The 15,967-nt window shown below is 71.1% G+C and carries 22 protein-coding genes; 9 read left to right on the top strand and 13 right to left on the bottom strand.

Features of this window, described 5'->3' with window-relative positions; all coding sequences use genetic code 11:
- Positions 1-18 precede the first annotated feature (18 nt).
- Together EXE59_RS12830 and EXE59_RS12825 are read left to right on the top strand one after the other, a co-directional pair.
- The gene (locus EXE59_RS12830) at positions 19-471 is read left to right on the top strand and encodes a hypothetical protein (RefSeq protein WP_135839251.1); all 453 of its coding nucleotides are present in this window, start codon (positions 19-21) and stop codon (positions 469-471) included.
- A gap of 76 nt (positions 472-547) precedes the next feature.
- Positions 548-1,186, top strand: a complete 639-nt coding sequence (locus EXE59_RS12825) for a DUF305 domain-containing protein (protein WP_135839250.1) — start codon at positions 548-550, stop codon at positions 1,184-1,186.
- 19 nt (positions 1,187-1,205) lie between these two features.
- Here EXE59_RS12825 and EXE59_RS12820 read toward each other — a convergent pair whose 3' ends face one another.
- From EXE59_RS12820 to EXE59_RS12810, 3 genes are all read right to left on the bottom strand, one after another.
- Positions 1,206-1,445, bottom strand: coding sequence for a hypothetical protein (locus tag EXE59_RS12820; RefSeq protein ID WP_135839249.1), 240 nt, complete (start codon positions 1,443-1,445; stop codon positions 1,206-1,208).
- Positions 1,446-1,565: 120 nt separating this feature from the next.
- Positions 1,566-2,699: a fatty acid desaturase family protein gene (locus tag EXE59_RS12815; RefSeq protein ID WP_135839248.1), complete on the bottom strand. Its 1,134-nt coding sequence runs from the start codon at positions 2,697-2,699 to the stop codon at positions 1,566-1,568.
- Between the two features lie 72 nt (positions 2,700-2,771).
- The gene (locus EXE59_RS12810) at positions 2,772-3,146 is read right to left on the bottom strand and encodes a DUF4383 domain-containing protein (RefSeq protein ID WP_246056768.1); all 375 of its coding nucleotides are present in this window, start codon (positions 3,144-3,146) and stop codon (positions 2,772-2,774) included.
- A gap of 66 nt (positions 3,147-3,212) precedes the next feature.
- Here EXE59_RS12810 and EXE59_RS23800 point away from each other — a divergent pair, with 66 nt between their 5' ends.
- On the top strand, positions 3,213-3,743 hold the full coding sequence (locus EXE59_RS23800) for a hypothetical protein (protein ID WP_168218505.1): 531 nt from the start codon (positions 3,213-3,215) through the stop codon (positions 3,741-3,743).
- A gap of 23 nt (positions 3,744-3,766) precedes the next feature.
- Positions 3,767-4,108 carry a DUF2200 domain-containing protein gene (locus tag EXE59_RS12795; RefSeq protein ID WP_135839245.1) on the top strand — a complete coding sequence of 114 codons (342 nt, stop codon included), beginning with the start codon at positions 3,767-3,769 and terminating at the stop codon, positions 4,106-4,108.
- Positions 4,109-4,116: 8 nt separating this feature from the next.
- Here EXE59_RS12795 and EXE59_RS12790 read toward each other — a convergent pair whose 3' ends face one another.
- Positions 4,117-5,022, bottom strand: a complete 906-nt coding sequence (locus EXE59_RS12790; protein WP_135839244.1) for a helix-turn-helix domain-containing protein — start codon at positions 5,020-5,022, stop codon at positions 4,117-4,119.
- Between the two features lie 268 nt (positions 5,023-5,290).
- Between EXE59_RS12790 and EXE59_RS12785 the strand changes: the two genes are divergently transcribed.
- On the top strand, positions 5,291-6,091 hold the full coding sequence (locus EXE59_RS12785) for an IclR family transcriptional regulator (protein ID WP_135839243.1): 801 nt from the start codon (positions 5,291-5,293) through the stop codon (positions 6,089-6,091).
- Positions 6,092-6,118: 27 nt separating this feature from the next.
- Positions 6,119-6,361: a hypothetical protein gene (locus EXE59_RS12780; RefSeq protein ID WP_135839242.1), complete on the top strand. Its 243-nt coding sequence runs from the start codon at positions 6,119-6,121 to the stop codon at positions 6,359-6,361.
- A 31-nt stretch (positions 6,362-6,392) separates the two neighbouring features.
- Here EXE59_RS12780 and EXE59_RS12775 read toward each other — a convergent pair whose 3' ends face one another.
- The 5 genes from EXE59_RS12775 to EXE59_RS24840 form a co-directional block, all read right to left on the bottom strand.
- The gene (locus EXE59_RS12775) at positions 6,393-6,830 is read right to left on the bottom strand and encodes an SRPBCC family protein (RefSeq protein WP_135839241.1); all 438 of its coding nucleotides are present in this window, start codon (positions 6,828-6,830) and stop codon (positions 6,393-6,395) included.
- Positions 6,831-6,867: 37 nt separating this feature from the next.
- Positions 6,868-8,247 (bottom strand): L-serine ammonia-lyase, encoded by a 1,380-nt coding sequence (locus EXE59_RS12770; protein ID WP_135839240.1) that lies wholly within the window; start codon positions 8,245-8,247, stop codon positions 6,868-6,870.
- 169 nt (positions 8,248-8,416) lie between these two features.
- Complete coding sequence (locus EXE59_RS12765; RefSeq protein ID WP_135839239.1) at positions 8,417-9,898, bottom strand: sensor histidine kinase; 1,482 nt, start codon at positions 9,896-9,898, stop codon at positions 8,417-8,419.
- Positions 9,899-10,069: 171 nt separating this feature from the next.
- Positions 10,070-10,957 (bottom strand): LLM class F420-dependent oxidoreductase, encoded by an 888-nt coding sequence (locus EXE59_RS12760; RefSeq protein ID WP_135839238.1) that lies wholly within the window; start codon positions 10,955-10,957, stop codon positions 10,070-10,072.
- A 46-nt stretch (positions 10,958-11,003) separates the two neighbouring features.
- Positions 11,004-11,138 carry a hypothetical protein gene (locus EXE59_RS24840; RefSeq protein ID WP_281280311.1) on the bottom strand — a complete coding sequence of 45 codons (135 nt, stop codon included), beginning with the start codon at positions 11,136-11,138 and terminating at the stop codon, positions 11,004-11,006.
- On the opposite strand from EXE59_RS24840, the gene EXE59_RS12755 reads away from it, so the two are divergent.
- A complete protein-coding gene (locus EXE59_RS12755; RefSeq protein WP_168218504.1) occupies positions 11,127-11,489 on the top strand; it encodes a DUF1801 domain-containing protein in 363 nt (120 codons plus the stop codon). The two genes, EXE59_RS24840 and EXE59_RS12755, sit on opposite strands and share 12 nt — an antisense overlap.
- 181 nt (positions 11,490-11,670) lie before the next feature.
- Here EXE59_RS12755 and EXE59_RS23795 read toward each other — a convergent pair whose 3' ends face one another.
- From EXE59_RS23795 to EXE59_RS12745, 3 genes are all read right to left on the bottom strand, one after another.
- Positions 11,671-11,811 carry an SRPBCC family protein gene (locus EXE59_RS23795; protein ID WP_168218503.1) on the bottom strand — a complete coding sequence of 47 codons (141 nt, stop codon included), beginning with the start codon at positions 11,809-11,811 and terminating at the stop codon, positions 11,671-11,673.
- Positions 11,812-12,282: 471 nt separating this feature from the next.
- Positions 12,283-13,110 (bottom strand): hypothetical protein, encoded by an 828-nt coding sequence (locus EXE59_RS12750; protein ID WP_135839236.1) that lies wholly within the window; start codon positions 13,108-13,110, stop codon positions 12,283-12,285.
- Between the two features lie 15 nt (positions 13,111-13,125).
- Positions 13,126-13,485, bottom strand: coding sequence for a PepSY domain-containing protein (locus tag EXE59_RS12745; protein WP_135839235.1), 360 nt, complete (start codon positions 13,483-13,485; stop codon positions 13,126-13,128).
- 78 nt (positions 13,486-13,563) lie between these two features.
- On the opposite strand from EXE59_RS12745, the gene EXE59_RS12740 reads away from it, so the two are divergent.
- Both EXE59_RS12740 and EXE59_RS12735 read left to right on the top strand, forming a co-directional pair.
- The gene (locus EXE59_RS12740; RefSeq protein WP_135839234.1) at positions 13,564-14,241 is read left to right on the top strand and encodes a response regulator transcription factor; all 678 of its coding nucleotides are present in this window, start codon (positions 13,564-13,566) and stop codon (positions 14,239-14,241) included.
- Positions 14,238-15,587, top strand: coding sequence for an ATP-binding protein (locus EXE59_RS12735; RefSeq protein ID WP_135839233.1), 1,350 nt, complete (start codon positions 14,238-14,240; stop codon positions 15,585-15,587). The genes EXE59_RS12740 and EXE59_RS12735 overlap by 4 nt, the downstream gene beginning before the upstream one ends.
- 205 nt (positions 15,588-15,792) lie before the next feature.
- On the opposite strand, the gene EXE59_RS23790 is transcribed toward EXE59_RS12735, so the two are convergent.
- Positions 15,793-15,930, bottom strand: coding sequence for a hypothetical protein (locus EXE59_RS23790; RefSeq protein WP_168218502.1), 138 nt, complete (start codon positions 15,928-15,930; stop codon positions 15,793-15,795).
- Positions 15,931-15,967 lie beyond the last annotated feature (37 nt).

Genomic DNA, 15,967 nt, shown 5'->3' with positions numbered 1-15,967 from the left:
CGACCTAGGCTCGGGCACGTGACCAGGACCTGGTGGGCTGCCGCCGCCCTGCTGGCGATCTTCGCCATGCACGGGCTGGCCACGCACGCCGGCGCCGCCGGACCCGCGGCGCTTCCCGCGCCGGCCGTGGAGGCGACCGCGGCGAGCCACACCAGCCACGCGGCGCACCGCGCGCACCCGGCGCACCCAGCGGACCCAGCGCAGTCGGCGCCCGTCGGCGACGACGTGCTCGCCGACGCCGCGCCGTGGTCGCCCACGAGCCATGCCGGTGACCACGGCGCGATGCAGGTGCTCGGCCTCTGCCTGACCGTCCTGGCCACTGCCGCGATCGCGCTGCTCATGCTCGTGCGCACCCGGCCCGGGCTGGTCGCACTCCTCCCGCGCGCGGCAGGCTCGCGTACGCCACCCACGGCCGCGACCCACGACCTCGGACCACCCGACCTGCACTTCCTGTCGATCCTCCGCTGCTGAGGCGCGCCTGCGCCCGGCACCGCCCGGGCCACGCGCCGCACACCACACCAGCACGGACACCGACAAGGAGACACCCATGTCCGCACGCACTGCTGCACGCGCGCGCCGCACCACCGCGGCCGCGCTCGTCCTCACGCTCGCCACGGCCACCCTCGCGGCCTGCGGCGACGACACCGCGGGCGACGCCCCCGCCGCCGAACGCACCGCCGCGAACGGAGACGTGCACAACGACGCCGACGTCGAGTTCGCGACCGAGATGATCCCGCACCACGCCGACGCCCTCGTCATGGTCGACATGACCCAGGGGCGCGACCTGTCCCCCGAGCTCGCCGCGCTCACCGAGGACATCCGCGCCGCCCAGGCACCCGAGATCGAGTCGATGGTCGACTGGCTCACCGCCTGGGGCGAGGACGTCCCCGAGACCTCCCGCGACCACGTCAACAGCCACGGGGGCTCGCACGGCGAGGACGAGGGCGAGGAGATGGATGGGATGGGGATGGATCCCGACGACCTGACCGAGCTCGAGGACGCTGAAGGCGGCGCGTTCGAGTCGATGTGGCTGGAGATGATGATCGAGCACCACGAGGGCGCCATCGAGATGGCCGAGGCCGAGCAGGAGGACGGCCTGTTCGCCGATGCCGTCGCGCTCGCCGAGTCGATCGAGTCCAGCCAGGCCGCGGAGATCGAGCTGATGGAGGAGCTGCTCGGTCAGTGACGACCCCGCGCAGCGCGGGTCAGAGCCGGCTGACGAGCCTGGCGACCTCACGGCGTAGCGCGGCGGCGAGGCCGGGTGCCGCAGCTGCGTGCCGGGGCCGGACACCCCGCACGACCGCCCCGTGGTCGCGCAGCACGTCGAGCTCGGCTGCCGTCGGCCGCCGTCCGCTGGCCCGGATGAACTGGTGGACCAGGCGGTGGTCCTCGTCCGTGACGGGCCGGGCGAAGCGTCTGGTCTCGTCGCGCTCAGTGGTTGCCATGGGAGTGCCTTCGGGGTCACGTCGGTCGACGCCGCTGCTGGACGTCACGACGCCGTACCCGTCTGCCCGGCTCGCCATGCGCGCAGGGCAGCGACGAGCACGGGCTCCTCCCCCACGCCCTCACCGGCCCCGCGCATGCGCACCGCGCGCCGGGGGGAGGGAGAGACGCAGGACCTTGTGCCACGCGCTGGCGACCTGTCGGAGAAGGGGTGCGCTCTGGTAGGCCAGCCCGTGGCGCTCGAAGAGCTCCTGCACGGGGCGCGCGATCTCGCGGTAGCGCTTGGACGGCAGGTCGGGGAACAGGTGGTGCTCGACCTGGTGGGACAGGTTGCCGCACAGCACGTGGAGCAGCCACGGTCCCGAGACGTCGGCCGAGCCTAGCATCTGCCGCACGTACCACCGGCCGCGCGTCTCGTGCTCGTCGAGCTCGGCGACCTCGAACGTCGCCACGCCCTCGGGGAAGTGGCCGCACATGATCACCGAGTGGCTCCACAGGTTGCGGGCCACGTTGGCCACGAGGTTGGCGCTCACCGTCGTGCGGGCGGACCCGGTCGGCGCGGAGAGCAACGGGTGCAGCACGTAGTCGCGGAACGCGTTGCGGGCGGCACGACGCCCGGTGGTGCGCAGCTCGGCGCGCAGCTCGGGCGAGAGGCCCTCCCCCTTCCGCAGCGCGTCGCCGAGGTCGAGGTCGAACATCGCGATGCCGTACTCGAAGATGCAGGCGTTGACGAGGTTCCACAGCGGCTGCGCGAGGTGGCGCGGCTCCCACTCCTGGGCTTCGTCGACGCGCATGATGCCGTAGCCGAGGTCGTCGTCCTTGCCGATCACGTTGGTGTTCACGTGGTGCCGGTCGTTGTGGGCGCGGCGCCAGTGCTCCGGCGCCGACGCGTGGTCCCAGTCCCAGGTCGACGAATGGATCCGGGGGTCGCGCATCCAGTCCCACTGGCCGTGCAGCACGTTGTGGCCGATCTCCATGTTGTCCAGCACCTTCGACAGCGCCAGGGAGGTGGTGCCGAGCCACCACGCGACGCGGCTCCGGCTGCCCAGGAGCACCACCCGACCGCCGACCTCGAGGCACCGCTGCACGGCGATGAGCCGCCTGATGTACGCCGCGTCACGCGCGCCGCGGCTGGCGATGACCTCCTCGCGGAGGGCGTCCAGGGTCCGTCCGATCTCCTCGAACTCGTCGTCGGTGAGGTCGGCGTACGAGCGGGAGCGGGGGTGGGCGGGGGCGTGCTGGAGCAGGGCGGCCATCGCCAACAGTGCCCCGTACGGGCGATCGGCATGCGCCACCCGTGCCCGCAGGCTCGGGGTCCCGCACCGCCGTCAATGGGTCACGGGGCGCCCGCTGCGCAGCCCGTAGAGCCAGGGCACGAGGCAGGTAGCGCCGCCGCCGACGAGGAACCCGCGCGCGGACGGCGCCGTACGCGCCAGGGCGAGGCCGGCCGCACCGAGCAGCAGGTGCACGATGTCGTGCAGGACCGAGACCTGGAAGATGCCGAGCAGCTCGGCGTGCGACCGGTGACCCGCGGCCTCGAGCCCGTCGTAGCTCGTCGTGGTCCCGGGGATGAAGCCCAGGACGCCGAGCAGGAGGACGGCGCCGACCGGGGTCGGCGTGTGGGCACCCTCCGTACCACCGCCCGGCCGGGACGCGCCTTCCCACCCCGACAGACGTGGTCGCTCGCGCGTGGCACAGGTCACGGTCTGGGGGCGCCCGGATCGGGTACCGGAGCACGCGACCCGACGAGAACGACGAGAGGACCCCTCGTGAAGCCCATCCGCATCGCCTCAGGACTTGTCCAGCTACCCGCCCACGCCGCGGCCGCCGTCGCCGGCACCGCGGTGGGCGTCGCCGCGACCGGCGTGCGTACGACTGCCCGCGTCGTCGGCCGGGCGGTCGAGCGTGTCGGCGGCCCGACGCCCGAGCAGCCCCCGGCCCAGTGGGTGAGCCAGGCGCCGTCCTCGGTCGTGCCGGAGCCAGCTCCCGCGACCGGCGCACAGGCGCCGACGACGAAGCCCGCCGCGAAGAAGGCTCCGGCGAAGAAGGCCGCCAGGAAGGCCCCGTCCAAGAAGGCCGCTGTCATGGCCCCCGCCCTCGGGCTCACCGAGGCCGAGGCCGAGGACGTCCTGCGCACACCTTCCGGGATCCCCGCGGCCGGAGACGGCATCAACCCGGACACCACCGAGACCGACCTCCACCAGCCCGGCACCGAGCCGCTCATGGACCCGGCCACGGTGAAGGCCGTCGCGAGCGAGGCCGAGGTGCTGCGTCGGGCCGCCGATCACCACAAGGGCTGACCCGCGCGGCCTACCATCGGAGCATGCACCGGATCTTCACCACGAGCGTCGCGTCGGTCTACCCGCACTACGTGACGAAGGCCGAGCGCAAGGGCCGGACGCAGGCCGAGGTCGACCAGGTCATCGAGTGGCTGACGGGCTTCGACGACGCCACCCTGCGCCGGCACCTCGCCGAGGAGACGACGTTCGAGGACTTCTTCGGTGCCGCCACCCTCAACCCGCGCGTCGACCAGATCACGGGCTCGGTGTGCGGGGTCAAGGTGCAGGAGGTCGAGGACCCGCTGATGCGGCAGATCCGCTACCTCGACAAGCTCGTCGACGAGCTCGCCAAGGGCCGCCCGATGGAGAAGGTGCTGCGCAGCTGAGCGCGATCTCACTCCTCGCCACGCTGGCGGCGCAGCCACGTGATCGGGTCGCCGTCGTCGACCTCGACGCCGTGGAGCCGCAGCAGGTGCCGGGCCACCTGACGACGCGCGGCGGCATACGTCACGACGTGGGCGAACACGCTGCCCATCACGAAGCTCTCCGGCGGGTCGCACAGCGCGTCGACCAGCCGGTCCTCCCACGCCCCGCGGGCGTCGAGGTCACGGACGGTGCCGAGCCAGCGAGGCGCCACCTCGTCGTGGCGCGCCAGCAGGCTGGCGGGGTCGCGGTCGCCGGCGGCCGGGAAGTCGTCCCCGTGGATGGCGGCGAGCCAGATCTCCTTCGTCGCCACCAGGTGCTCGAGCAGCTGCGCGAGCGACTCGTCGGGCCCGTCGAAGCAGAGGACCTGCAGGCCGGGCAGCTGCGGGGACTCGTACGCCTCCCCCGGCACGCCCTTCGCGAGGTCGAGGAGGGCCCTCGTGTCGTCGAGGTCGTGGCGGACGAGGTGCTCGGTGATCGGGTTCATGGCCTGCTCCGTGGACTGGACCCACAGCGACGTGGGCGGGTGGAAGTGGATGCCGTTGGGCGCCGGGAGCCAGTGGCCCGCCGCCGGCGTGCTCGGTGGGTGCCCGAACGCCCGGGCGTAGGCGCGGCCGAAGCCCTCGACCGACTCGTAGCCGGCCTCGAAGGCGGCGTCGGTGACGGTCGACCCGCCTGCGATCCGCCACGCCGCCCGCTCCAGCATCACCCGTCGGCGCATCGCCACCGGCGGCTCACCCGCGTCCCTGCGCAGGCGCCGGTTGAAGTGGAACGGCGAGGAGTGCGCCCCGCCGGCCATGTCTGCCAGGGTCGCGTGGTCCTCGTCGAGCACGGCGTCGAGGAGCTCGCGGAGCCGGTCGCGTCCTGACTCGCTCATGTCCCCAGTCTGGGACACCGGGCGCTCCGCGCGCCCGACCGGAATTGCCCTGTCACCTCGCGGTCAGGGCACCTCGAGGCTGACGGTCTTCACCGGGTTGTCGCACTCGGTCGTCCACCCGAGGTTGCGCAGCTCCACCTCGCCCAGGTCGACGACCCCCGAGTCCACGTCACTGGTCAAGGGTTTGAACCACTGTCCATGTATGCGAACTTCGCTACGATCATGTCGAGCGAGGCGGGGGCCTCCATTCACACGAGGAGTCCAAGCCATGAGCACGACCACCCAGCCCACGGAGGTCGCCGCACCGACGGCGGCGGGGCCCGTCAAGTCCGCCGCACGCGCGCTCGACCTCCTCGACGAGATCGCCGCCAACGGACCGGGCACCCAGCTCCAGCTGTCCACCCGGCTGAGCATCCCCAAGAGCAGCCTTCACGCGCTGCTGCGCACCATGGTCGATCGCGGCTGGCTCCAGACCGACCCGACGGGCAGCGTCTACCAGCTCGGCATCCACTCCCTCGTGGTCAGCTCGGCCTACCTCGACGGCGACCCGGTGCTCGCCCGCGCCGCGTCGGTCCTCGACGAGGTCAACGCCACCACCGGCGAGACCGTCCACCTCGGCCGGCTCGACGGCGCCGACGTCATCTACACCGCCAAGCGCGAGTCGGTGCACCCGCTGCGGATGCACTCGGCCGTCGGCCGTCGGCTGCCGGCGTACGCCACGTCGCTGGGGCGGGCCCTCCTCGCCGAGCTGCCGCTCGAGCAGCGTCGCGACATGGTGCCGGAGTCGATCGCCGCGATCACGCCCAACACCACCACCGACAAGGACGCCGTCCTCGAGATCATCGAGCGCGCCGTCGTGCAGGGCTACGCCACCGAGAGCGAGGAGTCCTGCATGGGCGTGCGCTGCTTCGGCGTGGCGCTCCCCTTCGGCCCGCAGGCCGTCGACGCGCTGAGCGTCGCGGTGCCGATCAGCAGGCTCGACAACGGCCGCGAGGACCTCATCATCGAGACGCTGCTCAGCGTCCGCGCCCGACTGGCCGCCGCCAAAGGCAACAGTCTGGTCCGCTGAGCACGGCGCCTGCCTGACCCCACGGCGGTGCCGAACGAGGGCACCACGGCACTGCTCCACGGGACGTTCGGCTCTGCCCGGGCGTCGGCGTGCTGCCTAGCGTGCAACTACTTCCCCGGCGTGATCCTGATGGCCGTCGTCGGTGGCAGCGCCCTGGTGGCCGCGGCGGCGCTCGCCGAGCGCAGTGACGGCTGGCAGCTCACCAGCATCGTCGCCGGGACCGTGATGCTCGCCTGGATCGTCGGGGAGGTCACCCGCAGGTCCTCCTGACAGCCCCTGCCACCCCGACCGGCGTGAGGTCTCAGCCCTGCGCCAGGCGCTCGGCGAGACGAGCCAGGTCCTTCGTCATCGCGCCCTTCATCGCCCTCCGCATCACCGGCGCGGCGACCCTGGCGAAGCCGCTCGGGGTGCCGCGGTTGCGGAGCCTCATCTCGGTGCCGACCGGGTCCTCGCTCCAGGTGTAGGTCGTCTCCATCGGGAAGGGACCGTCAGCGGTGCGCATCACCAGCCGCTCACCGGGCACGAGCTCGACCACCTCGTACGTGTAGGCGAGCCGCCGGCCGAGGAACCTGGCCTCGAAGTCCATCCGCGACCCCACCGCCACCGGAGGCGGCGTCTGCCAGCGCACCGAGTCGATGTTGGCGTACCAGTCGGGCGCGTTGGTCGGATCGCCCGCGTAGGCCGAGACCACCTCGCGCGGGAAGGGCAGCACGGCTCGCACCTCGACGTCGACGTCCACGACCCCAGTATCACGCGCTCCCCCGCCGCACCGGTCGTCAGCACTCCACGACGTTGAGCGCGAGCCCGCCGCGTGCCGTCTCCTTGTACTTGTCCTTCATGTCACGCCCGGTCTCCCGCATCGTCTTGATCGCCTTGTCGAGCGAGACGTGGTGCGAGCCGTCCCCTCGCACGGCCATCCGTGCCGCGGTGATGGCCTTGATCGACGCCACGGCGTTGCGCTCGATGCAGGGGATCTGGACGAGACCACCGACCGGGTCGCAGGTGAGTCCCAGGTTGTGCTCGATGCCGATCTCGGCAGCGTTCTCCACCTGCTCCGGGGTGCCGCCGAGGAGCTCGGCGAGCCCGCCGGCCGCCATCGAGCACGCCGATCCGACCTCGCCCTGGCAGCCGACCTCCGCCCCCGAGATCGACGCGTTCTCCTTGAAGAGCAGGCCGATCGCGGCGGCCGTCAGCAGGAAGCGGACGACGCCGTCGTCGTCCGCCCCCGCCACGAAGTGGTGGTAGTAGAGCAGCACCGCCGGCACGATCCCGGCGGCGCCGTTGGTCGGCGCGGTCACGATGCGACCACCCGCGGCGTTCTCCTCGTTGACCGCCAGCGCGTAGAGCGTCACCCACTCCATCGCACCCAGCGGGTCGGCGACCCCGGAGGCCCACTCGACGTCCAGCTTGGCCTTCAGCTCGGCCGCGCGCCGGCGTACCTTCAGCCCGCCGGGCAGCACCCCCGTCGTCCGGCTGCCGCGCTCGACGCACTCCTGCATCACCTGCCAGATCGCCAGCAGCTCGCGGCGCACCTCGCCCTCGGACCGGCGGACGAGCTCGTTGGCGAGCATCACGTCGCTGATCCGCAGGCCGGTCCCGCGCGTGATGGCCAGCAGCTGGTCGGCCGTGGTGAACGGGTAGGGGACGGGCGTCTCGTCGGGCACGACCGCCGGGTTGCCGAGGTCGTCCTCGCCGAGCACGAAGCCGCCGCCGACGGAGTAGTACTCGCGCCGGCGCAGCTCGACACCCGCGGCGTCGTGCGCCTGGAAGACCATGCCGTTGGTGTGGAACTCCAGCCGCTTGCGCCGGTGCATGACGACGTCCTCGTCGACGTCGAAGGCGATCCGGTGGTTGCCGGCCAGGTCCAGGAACCCACCGTCGCGGACCTCCTGCACCAGGGGGTCGACCGCCACTGGGTCGACGAGGTGCGGCTGCTCGCCGGCGAGGCCGAGGACGACGGCCTTCACGCTGCCGTGGCCGTGCCCGGTCGCACCGAGCGAACCGAAGAGCTCGACGTGGACGCGTGCCACGTCCGCCAGCAGGCCGTCGGTCCGCAGCCCGTCGACGAACAGGTACGCCGCCCGCATCGGCCCGACCGTGTGCGAGCTCGACGGACCGATCCCCACCTTGAACAGGTCGAACGCGCTGATGGTCATCGCGATCCCTCCGCCGCCCGTCACCGTTGTCGGGGGCACATCGATGATGACGCGGCGGAACGCGCGCGACAAGACCCCAGTTGCGTACGACGCGTCGTATTTCGCATGACGCAACATGCCGGTGTGCTGTCGCAGGCGCCGACCCAGCCGCTGGGGCGACACGACGAGCTCAGCGTGGCAGCGCGACGCGGACGGTGGTGCCGCGGCCGGGAGCGCTGGTGAGGCCGACCTCGCCCCCGTGGGCGTCCACGATGGCGCGGACGATGGTGAGTCCGAGCCCCGTGCCGGGGATTCCGAGCATGCGGGCGTTCTCCCCGCGGTAGAAGCGCTCGAAGACGCTGTCGAGGTCCGCGGCGTCGATGCCGGCGCCGTCGTCGGCGACGCGGAGGACCAGGTGGTCGTCCTCGGCGGCCAGCGTGACCGTGACACGGCCTCGGCGCGGCGTGTAGCCGATGGCGTTCGCCACGAGGTTGTCCACCACCTGGCGCAGGCGCAGGCCGTCGACCCGGGCGTCGAGTCGGTCCGGAAGCTCGATCTCGAGGATGACGTCGGCGACGGCGGCCTCCACCCGCGCCGCGTCGAGCGCCTCGGCGACCACCGTGACCGCATCGAGCGGGTACGGATCCACCAGCGAGGACCCGGCGCCCACGCGAGTGGCGAGCAGCAGGTCGGCGATCAGGCGCGAGAGCCGCGTCACGTTGCGGCGTACTGCCGTGACCTGCTGGTGCAGGCGTGGGCTGACCTCGGAGGACTCGCTGATGAGCTCGAGGTGGGCCATCGCTGACGTCAACGGCGTGCGCAGCTCGTGCGACACGGTTCCTACGAACTCGTCCTTGGCCCGGATGGCGCTCATCAGCTCGGTGACGTCCTGGAAGGCCATCGCGGCACCGGTGAGGACCCCGCTGCCGTCGCGGATCGACCGCGCGGAGACCGACAGTGCGCGGCGGGTGCGCGGGTCGGCCCCGACCCAGATCAGGACGTCGTCGAACTCCTCCCCCGCAACCGCGCGGACCGTCGGCATCTCCTCGGCGGTGAGGGCCCGTGACTGGTCGGAGTCGTACAGGTGCCCCGTCTGTCCCACGCGGCCGACATGCCCGTCGGGGTAGGCGAGGTCCATGAAGTCCTGGTGTCGGGAGTTGTACCCCGCGTAGGAGCCGTCGGCATCGAGCAGCAGCAGGCCCACGGCGACGGTGCCGAAGACAGCGTCCGCCTTGCGCTGCTGCGACTCGACGACGGCCTGAGCTGCGCCGAGGCGCTCGACGAAGGTCTGCCGGTCGGTCAGGTCGAGGAGCTGCAGCACGAAGCGGACCGGCCTGCCGCTCGGCGCTCGCATGAGGGCGACCGAGACCTCGGCCACGAGCGTGCTGCCGTCCGCACGCACGTATCGCCGGGTGACGCGATAGGAGCTGGTGTGGCCGGCCAGGCACTGGGCGACGAGCCTCAGATCGGCTGCGAGGTCGTCGGGGTGGGTCAGGTCCCGGACGTTCATCCGCGACAGCACCTCCGCGCCGTACCTGAGCATCTCGCAGAGCGCGGCGTTGGCCGTGACGACGTTGCCGCTGATGGACACGATCGCCATGCCGACCGGCGAGTGCTCCATCGTGACACGCCAGAGGTCGTCGTAGTCAGGCTCGCGGAACTGCGATGTCACCACCTCGACCACCCCCTTCCGGTCGCATCCCCGGAAATCACGGTACGAGAGGCGAGGGTCGGCGTCCGGACAAGTCAGGAATGCTCGGCAAAATCGCTGCAGGTCGGCAAGCCCCGACGACGCACCGGACGGCCAGACACGGGGCGCTGTCCGTGAGAGGTGGAGGTCGGGTCAGAGCCGGGAGAGAGCGGGTACGACGTGGTCCCCCATGGACCTGACCAAGGCGACCGGGTCGCCACGCAAGGGCATCACGTGCACCTCGTCGACGCCGACGTCGGCGAGGGCGCGCATCTCGTCGACGAACGTGGCGGCGCCGGCAGGCTCCTTCCCGACCTGACCGTTGTAGAGCACGGTCTTCCGGATGTCGTCGTACGCCCGGCCCTCCCGCTCGCACCAGTCCCGCAGCACGGCGAGCTTGTGCGCGACCTCGTCGGGTCCGGCCCCCGCCCCGGCGAACACGTTGCAGGCGTCGGCGTACTTCGCGACGAGTCGGAGCGTCTTCCTCTCACCACCTCCGCCGACCATGATCGGCGGGCGCGGCTGCTGCAGCGGCTGCGGCGAGTTGAGCGTCTCGGCCAGCTGGTAGTGCTTCCCGCGGAAGGGGCCGTTGTCGTCGCTCCACATCTGGCGCACCACCTGGAGGGTCTCCTCGAGCCGCTCGAAGCGCTCGGCGAGCGGTGGGAACGGCACGCCCAGGGCACGGTGCTCCCGCTCGTACCAGGCCGCTCCGATGCCCAGCGCGGCCCGCCCGCCCGAGAGCACGTCGAGGGTCGACACGATCTTGGCGAGCAGGCCCGGGTGGCGGTACGTCACACCCGTCATCAGCAGCTGGAGCTCCACCGATGTCGTGTGCCCCGCCAGGAAGCCGAGCGCGGTGTAGCCCTCCAGCATCGGGTCCTCGGCGGCCGAGAGGAACGCGAGCTGGAGGTAGTGGTCCATGAACGAGAGGTTGTCCACCCCGGCCTCCTCAGCCGCCCTCCCGGTCGCGGCAAGGGTGGGTCCGATCGTCTCCGGGCCGCCGGGGAGGCTGAAGTTCACCAGGTGCACGCCGAGCTTCATGGTTGCTCCTCCAGGTCAAGGGGTGGCGCCGCGCTTGCGACCATGGTCAGCGGACGACCTTGAAGTTGAAATGGCCGGTGCCGGGCGAATTCATGATTCGCAGCCAGACCGGCAACACCATCTTGACGCGGCTCTTGTGCAGAGCCCGGCGCAGCATGAGGCTGGCCGTATGGTGCAGCACGACCCAGACGTCGATGCGTGGTTCGACCGCTACGACAACCCCCAGAAAGAGCTGGTGCTCTCCGTCCGCGACGTCATGCTGGCGGCGGACCCTCGTGTGGGTGAGTGCATCAAGTGGCAGGCGCCCACCTTCACCTATCGGGGCAACATCGCGTCGTTCTTCCCCAAGGCCAAGAAGCACGTTTCGCTGATGTTCCACACGGGGGCCGCGTTGCCCGACCCATCGGGGATCCTCGACGGTGACGGGGCCACCTCACGATCACTCAAGGTGTTCGATCACGAGGACCTCATCGAGAAGACTCCCGCGATCCACGGACTGGTCCGAGCCTGGATCGAGCAACGCTCCGACTGACGAACCAGGCCGACCACCCTCAGGCGTGCCTGCCCATCCCCTGGTTCGGCGGCCCAGATGTCACACGGTTCGCCGGTCCTGACGTCAGCCGATCGTGGCGGCAGGGCCAAAGACCCAGGGGCCTGTCCGTACCCAGCGGGCCAACTCACCGCGGAACGAGTGCGCACAGTGGCGGTCGACGTCAGGGCGAGGGCTGGGCCCGTTCGAGGATCGCGTCGAGGTTGGCCAGGTCCTTGCGGTTCTCACGCCGCATCGCCATCGACACGACCGGCGCGGCCACGGTGGAGAACCCGGCAGGTTCGCCGGCGTTGCGCAGCGTCATCCGGGTCGAGGTTTGGTGACTGCTCGGCCCAGGTGTACATCGTCTCCATCATCGGGAACGGGCCCTCCTGGGTGCGCGTCACCAACCGCTGGCCTGGCGTGTGCAGCGCGATCTCGTAGATGTGGGCGAGCCGACGCGCGAGCGCGGGTGCAACGTACGAGCACGTCGGTACGGGTCCAGCCGGGGGTGGCAATCAGGCCCGACTCGGAGCCGCAGGCGGCGGGCCGGCAGGTGACGATCCGTGCACCAGCGCAGGTAGCGGTGGTGCCGCCGGCGGCGTAGATCGCGACGGTGCCCGCAGCCTTGTTCTCGGAGCGTGGCGCGGCCTGCCCGTCGTCGTTCTGCGCCGTAGCAGGAGTGGACGTGTAGGACGGCCGGGAAGCTGTCCACGAATCTGTACTAGATGGCCAACGGTCCCATCTGCGGACTTGCGTCCCACCACCACCTAACGGCGCGACCCCAGCGGCTCGTTCAGTAGTTCTGCCCGAGCAGCGCCTGCCCGGCGCGGCGCGCCTGGGCGAGAGGGATGTCGGTGACGGACAGCAGCTCCTCGCGGCCACCCGCCTCCTTGTCGATGGTGAGGACCAACCCGAGACCCTCGGCGTAGTACTTGTGCTCCAACACGTCGGGTTCGAGCGGAGTGGTGTCGGCGGTCTTCAGCAGTCCGTCGTACCGTCCGGCAGGCACGCTGGCCTGCTGACCGAGCGCGAGGACCTCTCCGTTGTCCTCGGCCTCGCCTTCGTAGTACTCCTGCCGGTAGGTCATGCCCACCTCGGGCGAGGCAGGCATGATCACTCCGGCCTGGGCGCCGTCGACACCGGCCTCGAACGATCCCTCGCGGGTGGTGATCTTGCCGTTCTCGAACTCGGCAGTGTCCTCGCCGAGGTACCAGACGGTGCCGGCCTTGTCCTGGGCGTACCAGTCCAGGGTGTCCTCGATGACCTTCCCGTCGAGGGTGACGGTGTCACGAACCACGCGGGCGGTGACGCCGTTGGCGATCTTGCGGGTCACCGAGGTGGCGGTGACGACCACCTCGACGACCTCGCCGTCCTCAGTGGTCTCTCGGTAGGTCCAGCGGGTTCCCGGTTCGAGCGGGAACCACGGGTTGGCCACATCAGCGGTGAAGTCGGCGGGGTCGAGCTCAACCGGTTCGTCCGACTGCGGCAGCGCCGTCTCAGGCGTGGCACTCGTGGGCTGCGTGGATGGCTCATCGGTCGGCTCCGCCGTCTGGTCCCCGTTGCCACAGCCGCCGAGCACGGCAAGGCAACAGGTGACGGCCAGGACGGCCACGGCGCGCACCGAGATCACCTCCCGTCAGTCGTCGTCCGCGCCGGACTCGTCGTCGGTGCCCTCGTCTTCGGTGCCCTCGTCTTCGGTGCCGACGACCTGGAACTCCTCGTCGAGCTGCACGTCGATCTGGCTGCCGTCGTCGAGGGTGACCTCGACCTCGTACTTGCTCTCCTCGTCGTCGATCTCGGTCTCGGTGACGGTGCCCTCGCCGGTCTCGGCGAGTGCCGCCTTCTCGGCCTTCTCGAGTTCTGAGGCAGGGATCGGGCGGTCGTGGGCGTCGTCGTCACCGGACACCGCTGCGGCGGCGCCCACGGTGCCCGCGGCGACCACGGCCGCGCTCGCGGCGATCAGGGCGATGCGCTTGCGGATCAGCTTCGGGTTCATTCCGCCACGCTACGTCGGCCAGATGAGGTGTCCATGAGCCTCTCATCCAACACTCATCAGCCTCCCTAGCATGAGGGTGTGCGAGTGCTACTGGTCGAGGACGAGGAGAAGCTCGCCGCGCTGGTGGCCCGTGGCCTCACCGAGCGCGGCGACGTGGTCGACGTCGTCGGAACCGGGGCGGAGACGCTCAGGTCGGCGCGCCGCGGTGAGTACGACGTGATCTTGTTGGACGTCATGCTGCCCGACCATGACGGGTTCGCGGTCTGCCGTCGGCTGCGTGCCGAACGGGTGTGGACCCCGGTCCTGATGCTGACCGCCCGAACGTCAGTCGCGGATCGCATCGCCGGCCTGGACAGCGGTGCCGACGACTACCTGTCCAAGCCATTCGCCTTCCAGGAGCTGCTGGCCCGCATGCGCGCCCTCGCCCGACGTGGCCCGGTGCCGAGACCGACCGAGCTCGAGGTCGGCGACCTGCGTTTGGACCCGGCGGGGCGGCGGGTCTGGCGGGGAGCCACCGAGGTGTCGCTCTCGACCCGGGAGTTCACGCTCCTGGAGACCCTCATGCGCCGGCCCGACCAGGTCCTCACCCGGGAGCAGCTGCTCGACCTGGCCTGGGGCGACAACCACGACGTCGCCTCCAACGTCGTCGACGTCTACGTGCGCTATCTGCGCGCGAAGATCGACCGACCCTTCGGTAGGGACACCCTGCACACCGTGCGAGGCATGGGCTACCGACTCACGGCGGAGACGCCATGAATCGCTGGCACCCCGCCCACTGGCCGCTGCGAACCCGGGTAGTGCTCGCTTTCTTGGCCGCGACTGGCGTGGCGCTCACGGTGCTTGGCCTCTTCGTCCAGGTGCGCGTGAGCAACGCGCTCGACGACCGGCTCCGGGACACGGTCACCGCCGAGGCCGACCGACTTGAAGCAGTGCAGGGCCCGCGCCGTTTGGAGGCCGTCCAGACCCTCGGCGGGGAGGTCCATGCCCAGCTGCTCACGACTCATGCCAACGTCAGCGCGTCGTCGAGCCTCGTCGCGGACCCACTACTTGGGCACGCGGAAATCCCCGCCGCCGGGACGACCGGGGCAATGTGGCGCGAGGTCACGGTGACCGTGTTCGATGACGACGCCGCAGCGGTGGGGGAGCGAGAGCAGGAACGCGAGACGTTGGTGCTGCTGGTCCGGCCCACCGACGAGGGCATCCTGGTGGTCGGGGCGTCGCGGGAGGACGTGGACGAGGCTCTGGCCGCGCTGCGCAACCAGCTGCTGATCGCCGGTCCACTCGCGCTGGCCGTGGCGGGTGGACTCGGCTATCTGGTCGCGGGGGCCGGGCTGCGCCCGATGGAACGGATGCGAGCTCGCGCGGCCACGATTTCCGCGCGCAGCGCTGGCGAGCGGCTCCCGGTTCCTGCGGCGGACGACGAGCTGCGTCGTCTTGCTCTCACCCTCAACGCCATGCTCGAACGTCTCGACGACGGCCTGCAACGCGAACGCACGTTCGTGGCCGAGGCCAGTCACGACCTGCGCACGCCGCTCGCCCTGATGCTCACCGAGGTCGAGCTGGCGTTGGCGCAGCAGCGGACGCCCGAAGAGCTGACACGGGCACTGCACTCCATCCATGACGAAGTGCGCCGCCTAATCGCCCTGGCCGAGGAGCTCCTGGATCGCGCCAGCGCCGAGGATGGCCGCTTGCCGATCCAGGCCGGACCCGTCGATCTCGTCGCCCTGGCCACCCGCGTCGCCAACCGGTTCCAGGCGGCCGCCGGAGGCCGCGGCATCCACGTGACCGCGCCACGACCAGTGCAGATCCAGGGTGACGTCACGCGCCTGGACCGAGCGCTGTCGAATCTCATCGACAACGCGCTGCGCCACGGCTCCGGCGACATCGCAATCGAGATCCGCGCCACCCGTGGCGGCGCCGAACTGACCGTCACCGACCAGGGCGCCGGGTTCGCAGCACACGACACCTCCCCGGCGGACGGCGACGGCCTCGGGCTGACCATCGTCAGGGAGATCGTCCGCGCACACGGCGGCACAGTCGACGTACGACGTGCCGAGGAAGGCACTCGTGTCCGGGTGGCACTCGCCTCACCAGGAGATTGAGAGCCGGGAGCCCCACCCAGGCATTCGGTCAGAGACCGAGGTCGCGGCTGGAGGTGTACTCCAGTGCATGGGCGGGGCGGACGTAGCGGTCGATGAGAGTCGTCAGGCGTTTGTCGCGGGTTTGCGTGGCGATCCGGAGGGCGACACCGGCGTGGGCTGCGCTGGTGGGGTGGCCGGCTCGCAGCGAGTGGGCAGTGATGGGGTGTCAGCAGCACGCCGACCGGCGTGTGCTCGACGTCGGCCAGGGTGAGCGCGGCCAGCTCGGAGGGCGCATCGCGGAGGCGAAGCCGAGCAGGATCACGGCGCTCGGCACCTGCCACGGCATCTGCCACCCGTTGCTCATGACCGGATCGACCCACACGGGCGAGACACCGCAGCGC

The sequence above is a fragment of the Nocardioides eburneiflavus genome, assembly GCF_004785795.1.
In the GTDB taxonomy this organism is placed as follows: domain Bacteria; phylum Actinomycetota; class Actinomycetes; order Propionibacteriales; family Nocardioidaceae; genus Nocardioides; species Nocardioides eburneiflavus.
The sequence above is the reverse complement of the archived record's forward strand: the minus strand, read 5'-3'. Positions and strand labels throughout refer to the sequence as shown.

Coding starts and splice junctions, on each gene's coding strand:
- EXE59_RS12825 (WP_135839250.1), top strand. CDS start 548: ATGTCCGCACGCACTGCTGCACGCGCGCGCCGCACCACCGCGGCCGCG.
- EXE59_RS12820 (WP_135839249.1), bottom strand. CDS start 1,445: ATGGCAACCACTGAGCGCGACGAGACCAGACGCTTCGCCCGGCCCGTC.
- EXE59_RS12815 (WP_135839248.1), bottom strand. CDS start 2,699: ATGGCCGCCCTGCTCCAGCACGCCCCCGCCCACCCCCGCTCCCGCTCG.
- EXE59_RS12795 (WP_135839245.1), top strand. CDS start 3,767: ATGCACCGGATCTTCACCACGAGCGTCGCGTCGGTCTACCCGCACTAC.
- EXE59_RS12790 (WP_135839244.1), bottom strand. CDS start 5,022: ATGAGCGAGTCAGGACGCGACCGGCTCCGCGAGCTCCTCGACGCCGTG.
- EXE59_RS12785 (WP_135839243.1), top strand. CDS start 5,291: ATGAGCACGACCACCCAGCCCACGGAGGTCGCCGCACCGACGGCGGCG.
- EXE59_RS12770 (WP_135839240.1), bottom strand. CDS start 8,247: ATGACCATCAGCGCGTTCGACCTGTTCAAGGTGGGGATCGGTCCGTCG.
- EXE59_RS12760 (WP_135839238.1), bottom strand. CDS start 10,957: ATGAAGCTCGGCGTGCACCTGGTGAACTTCAGCCTCCCCGGCGGCCCG.
- EXE59_RS12755 (WP_168218504.1), top strand. CDS start 11,127: ATGGTGCAGCACGACCCAGACGTCGATGCGTGGTTCGACCGCTACGAC.
- EXE59_RS23795 (WP_168218503.1), bottom strand. CDS start 11,811: ATGACGCTGCGCAACGCCGGCGAACCTGCCGGGTTCTCCACCGTGGCC.
- EXE59_RS12745 (WP_135839235.1), bottom strand. CDS start 13,485: ATGAACCCGAAGCTGATCCGCAAGCGCATCGCCCTGATCGCCGCGAGC.
- EXE59_RS12735 (WP_135839233.1), top strand. CDS start 14,238: ATGAATCGCTGGCACCCCGCCCACTGGCCGCTGCGAACCCGGGTAGTG.
- EXE59_RS23790 (WP_168218502.1), bottom strand. CDS start 15,930: ATGAGCAACGGGTGGCAGATGCCGTGGCAGGTGCCGAGCGCCGTGATC.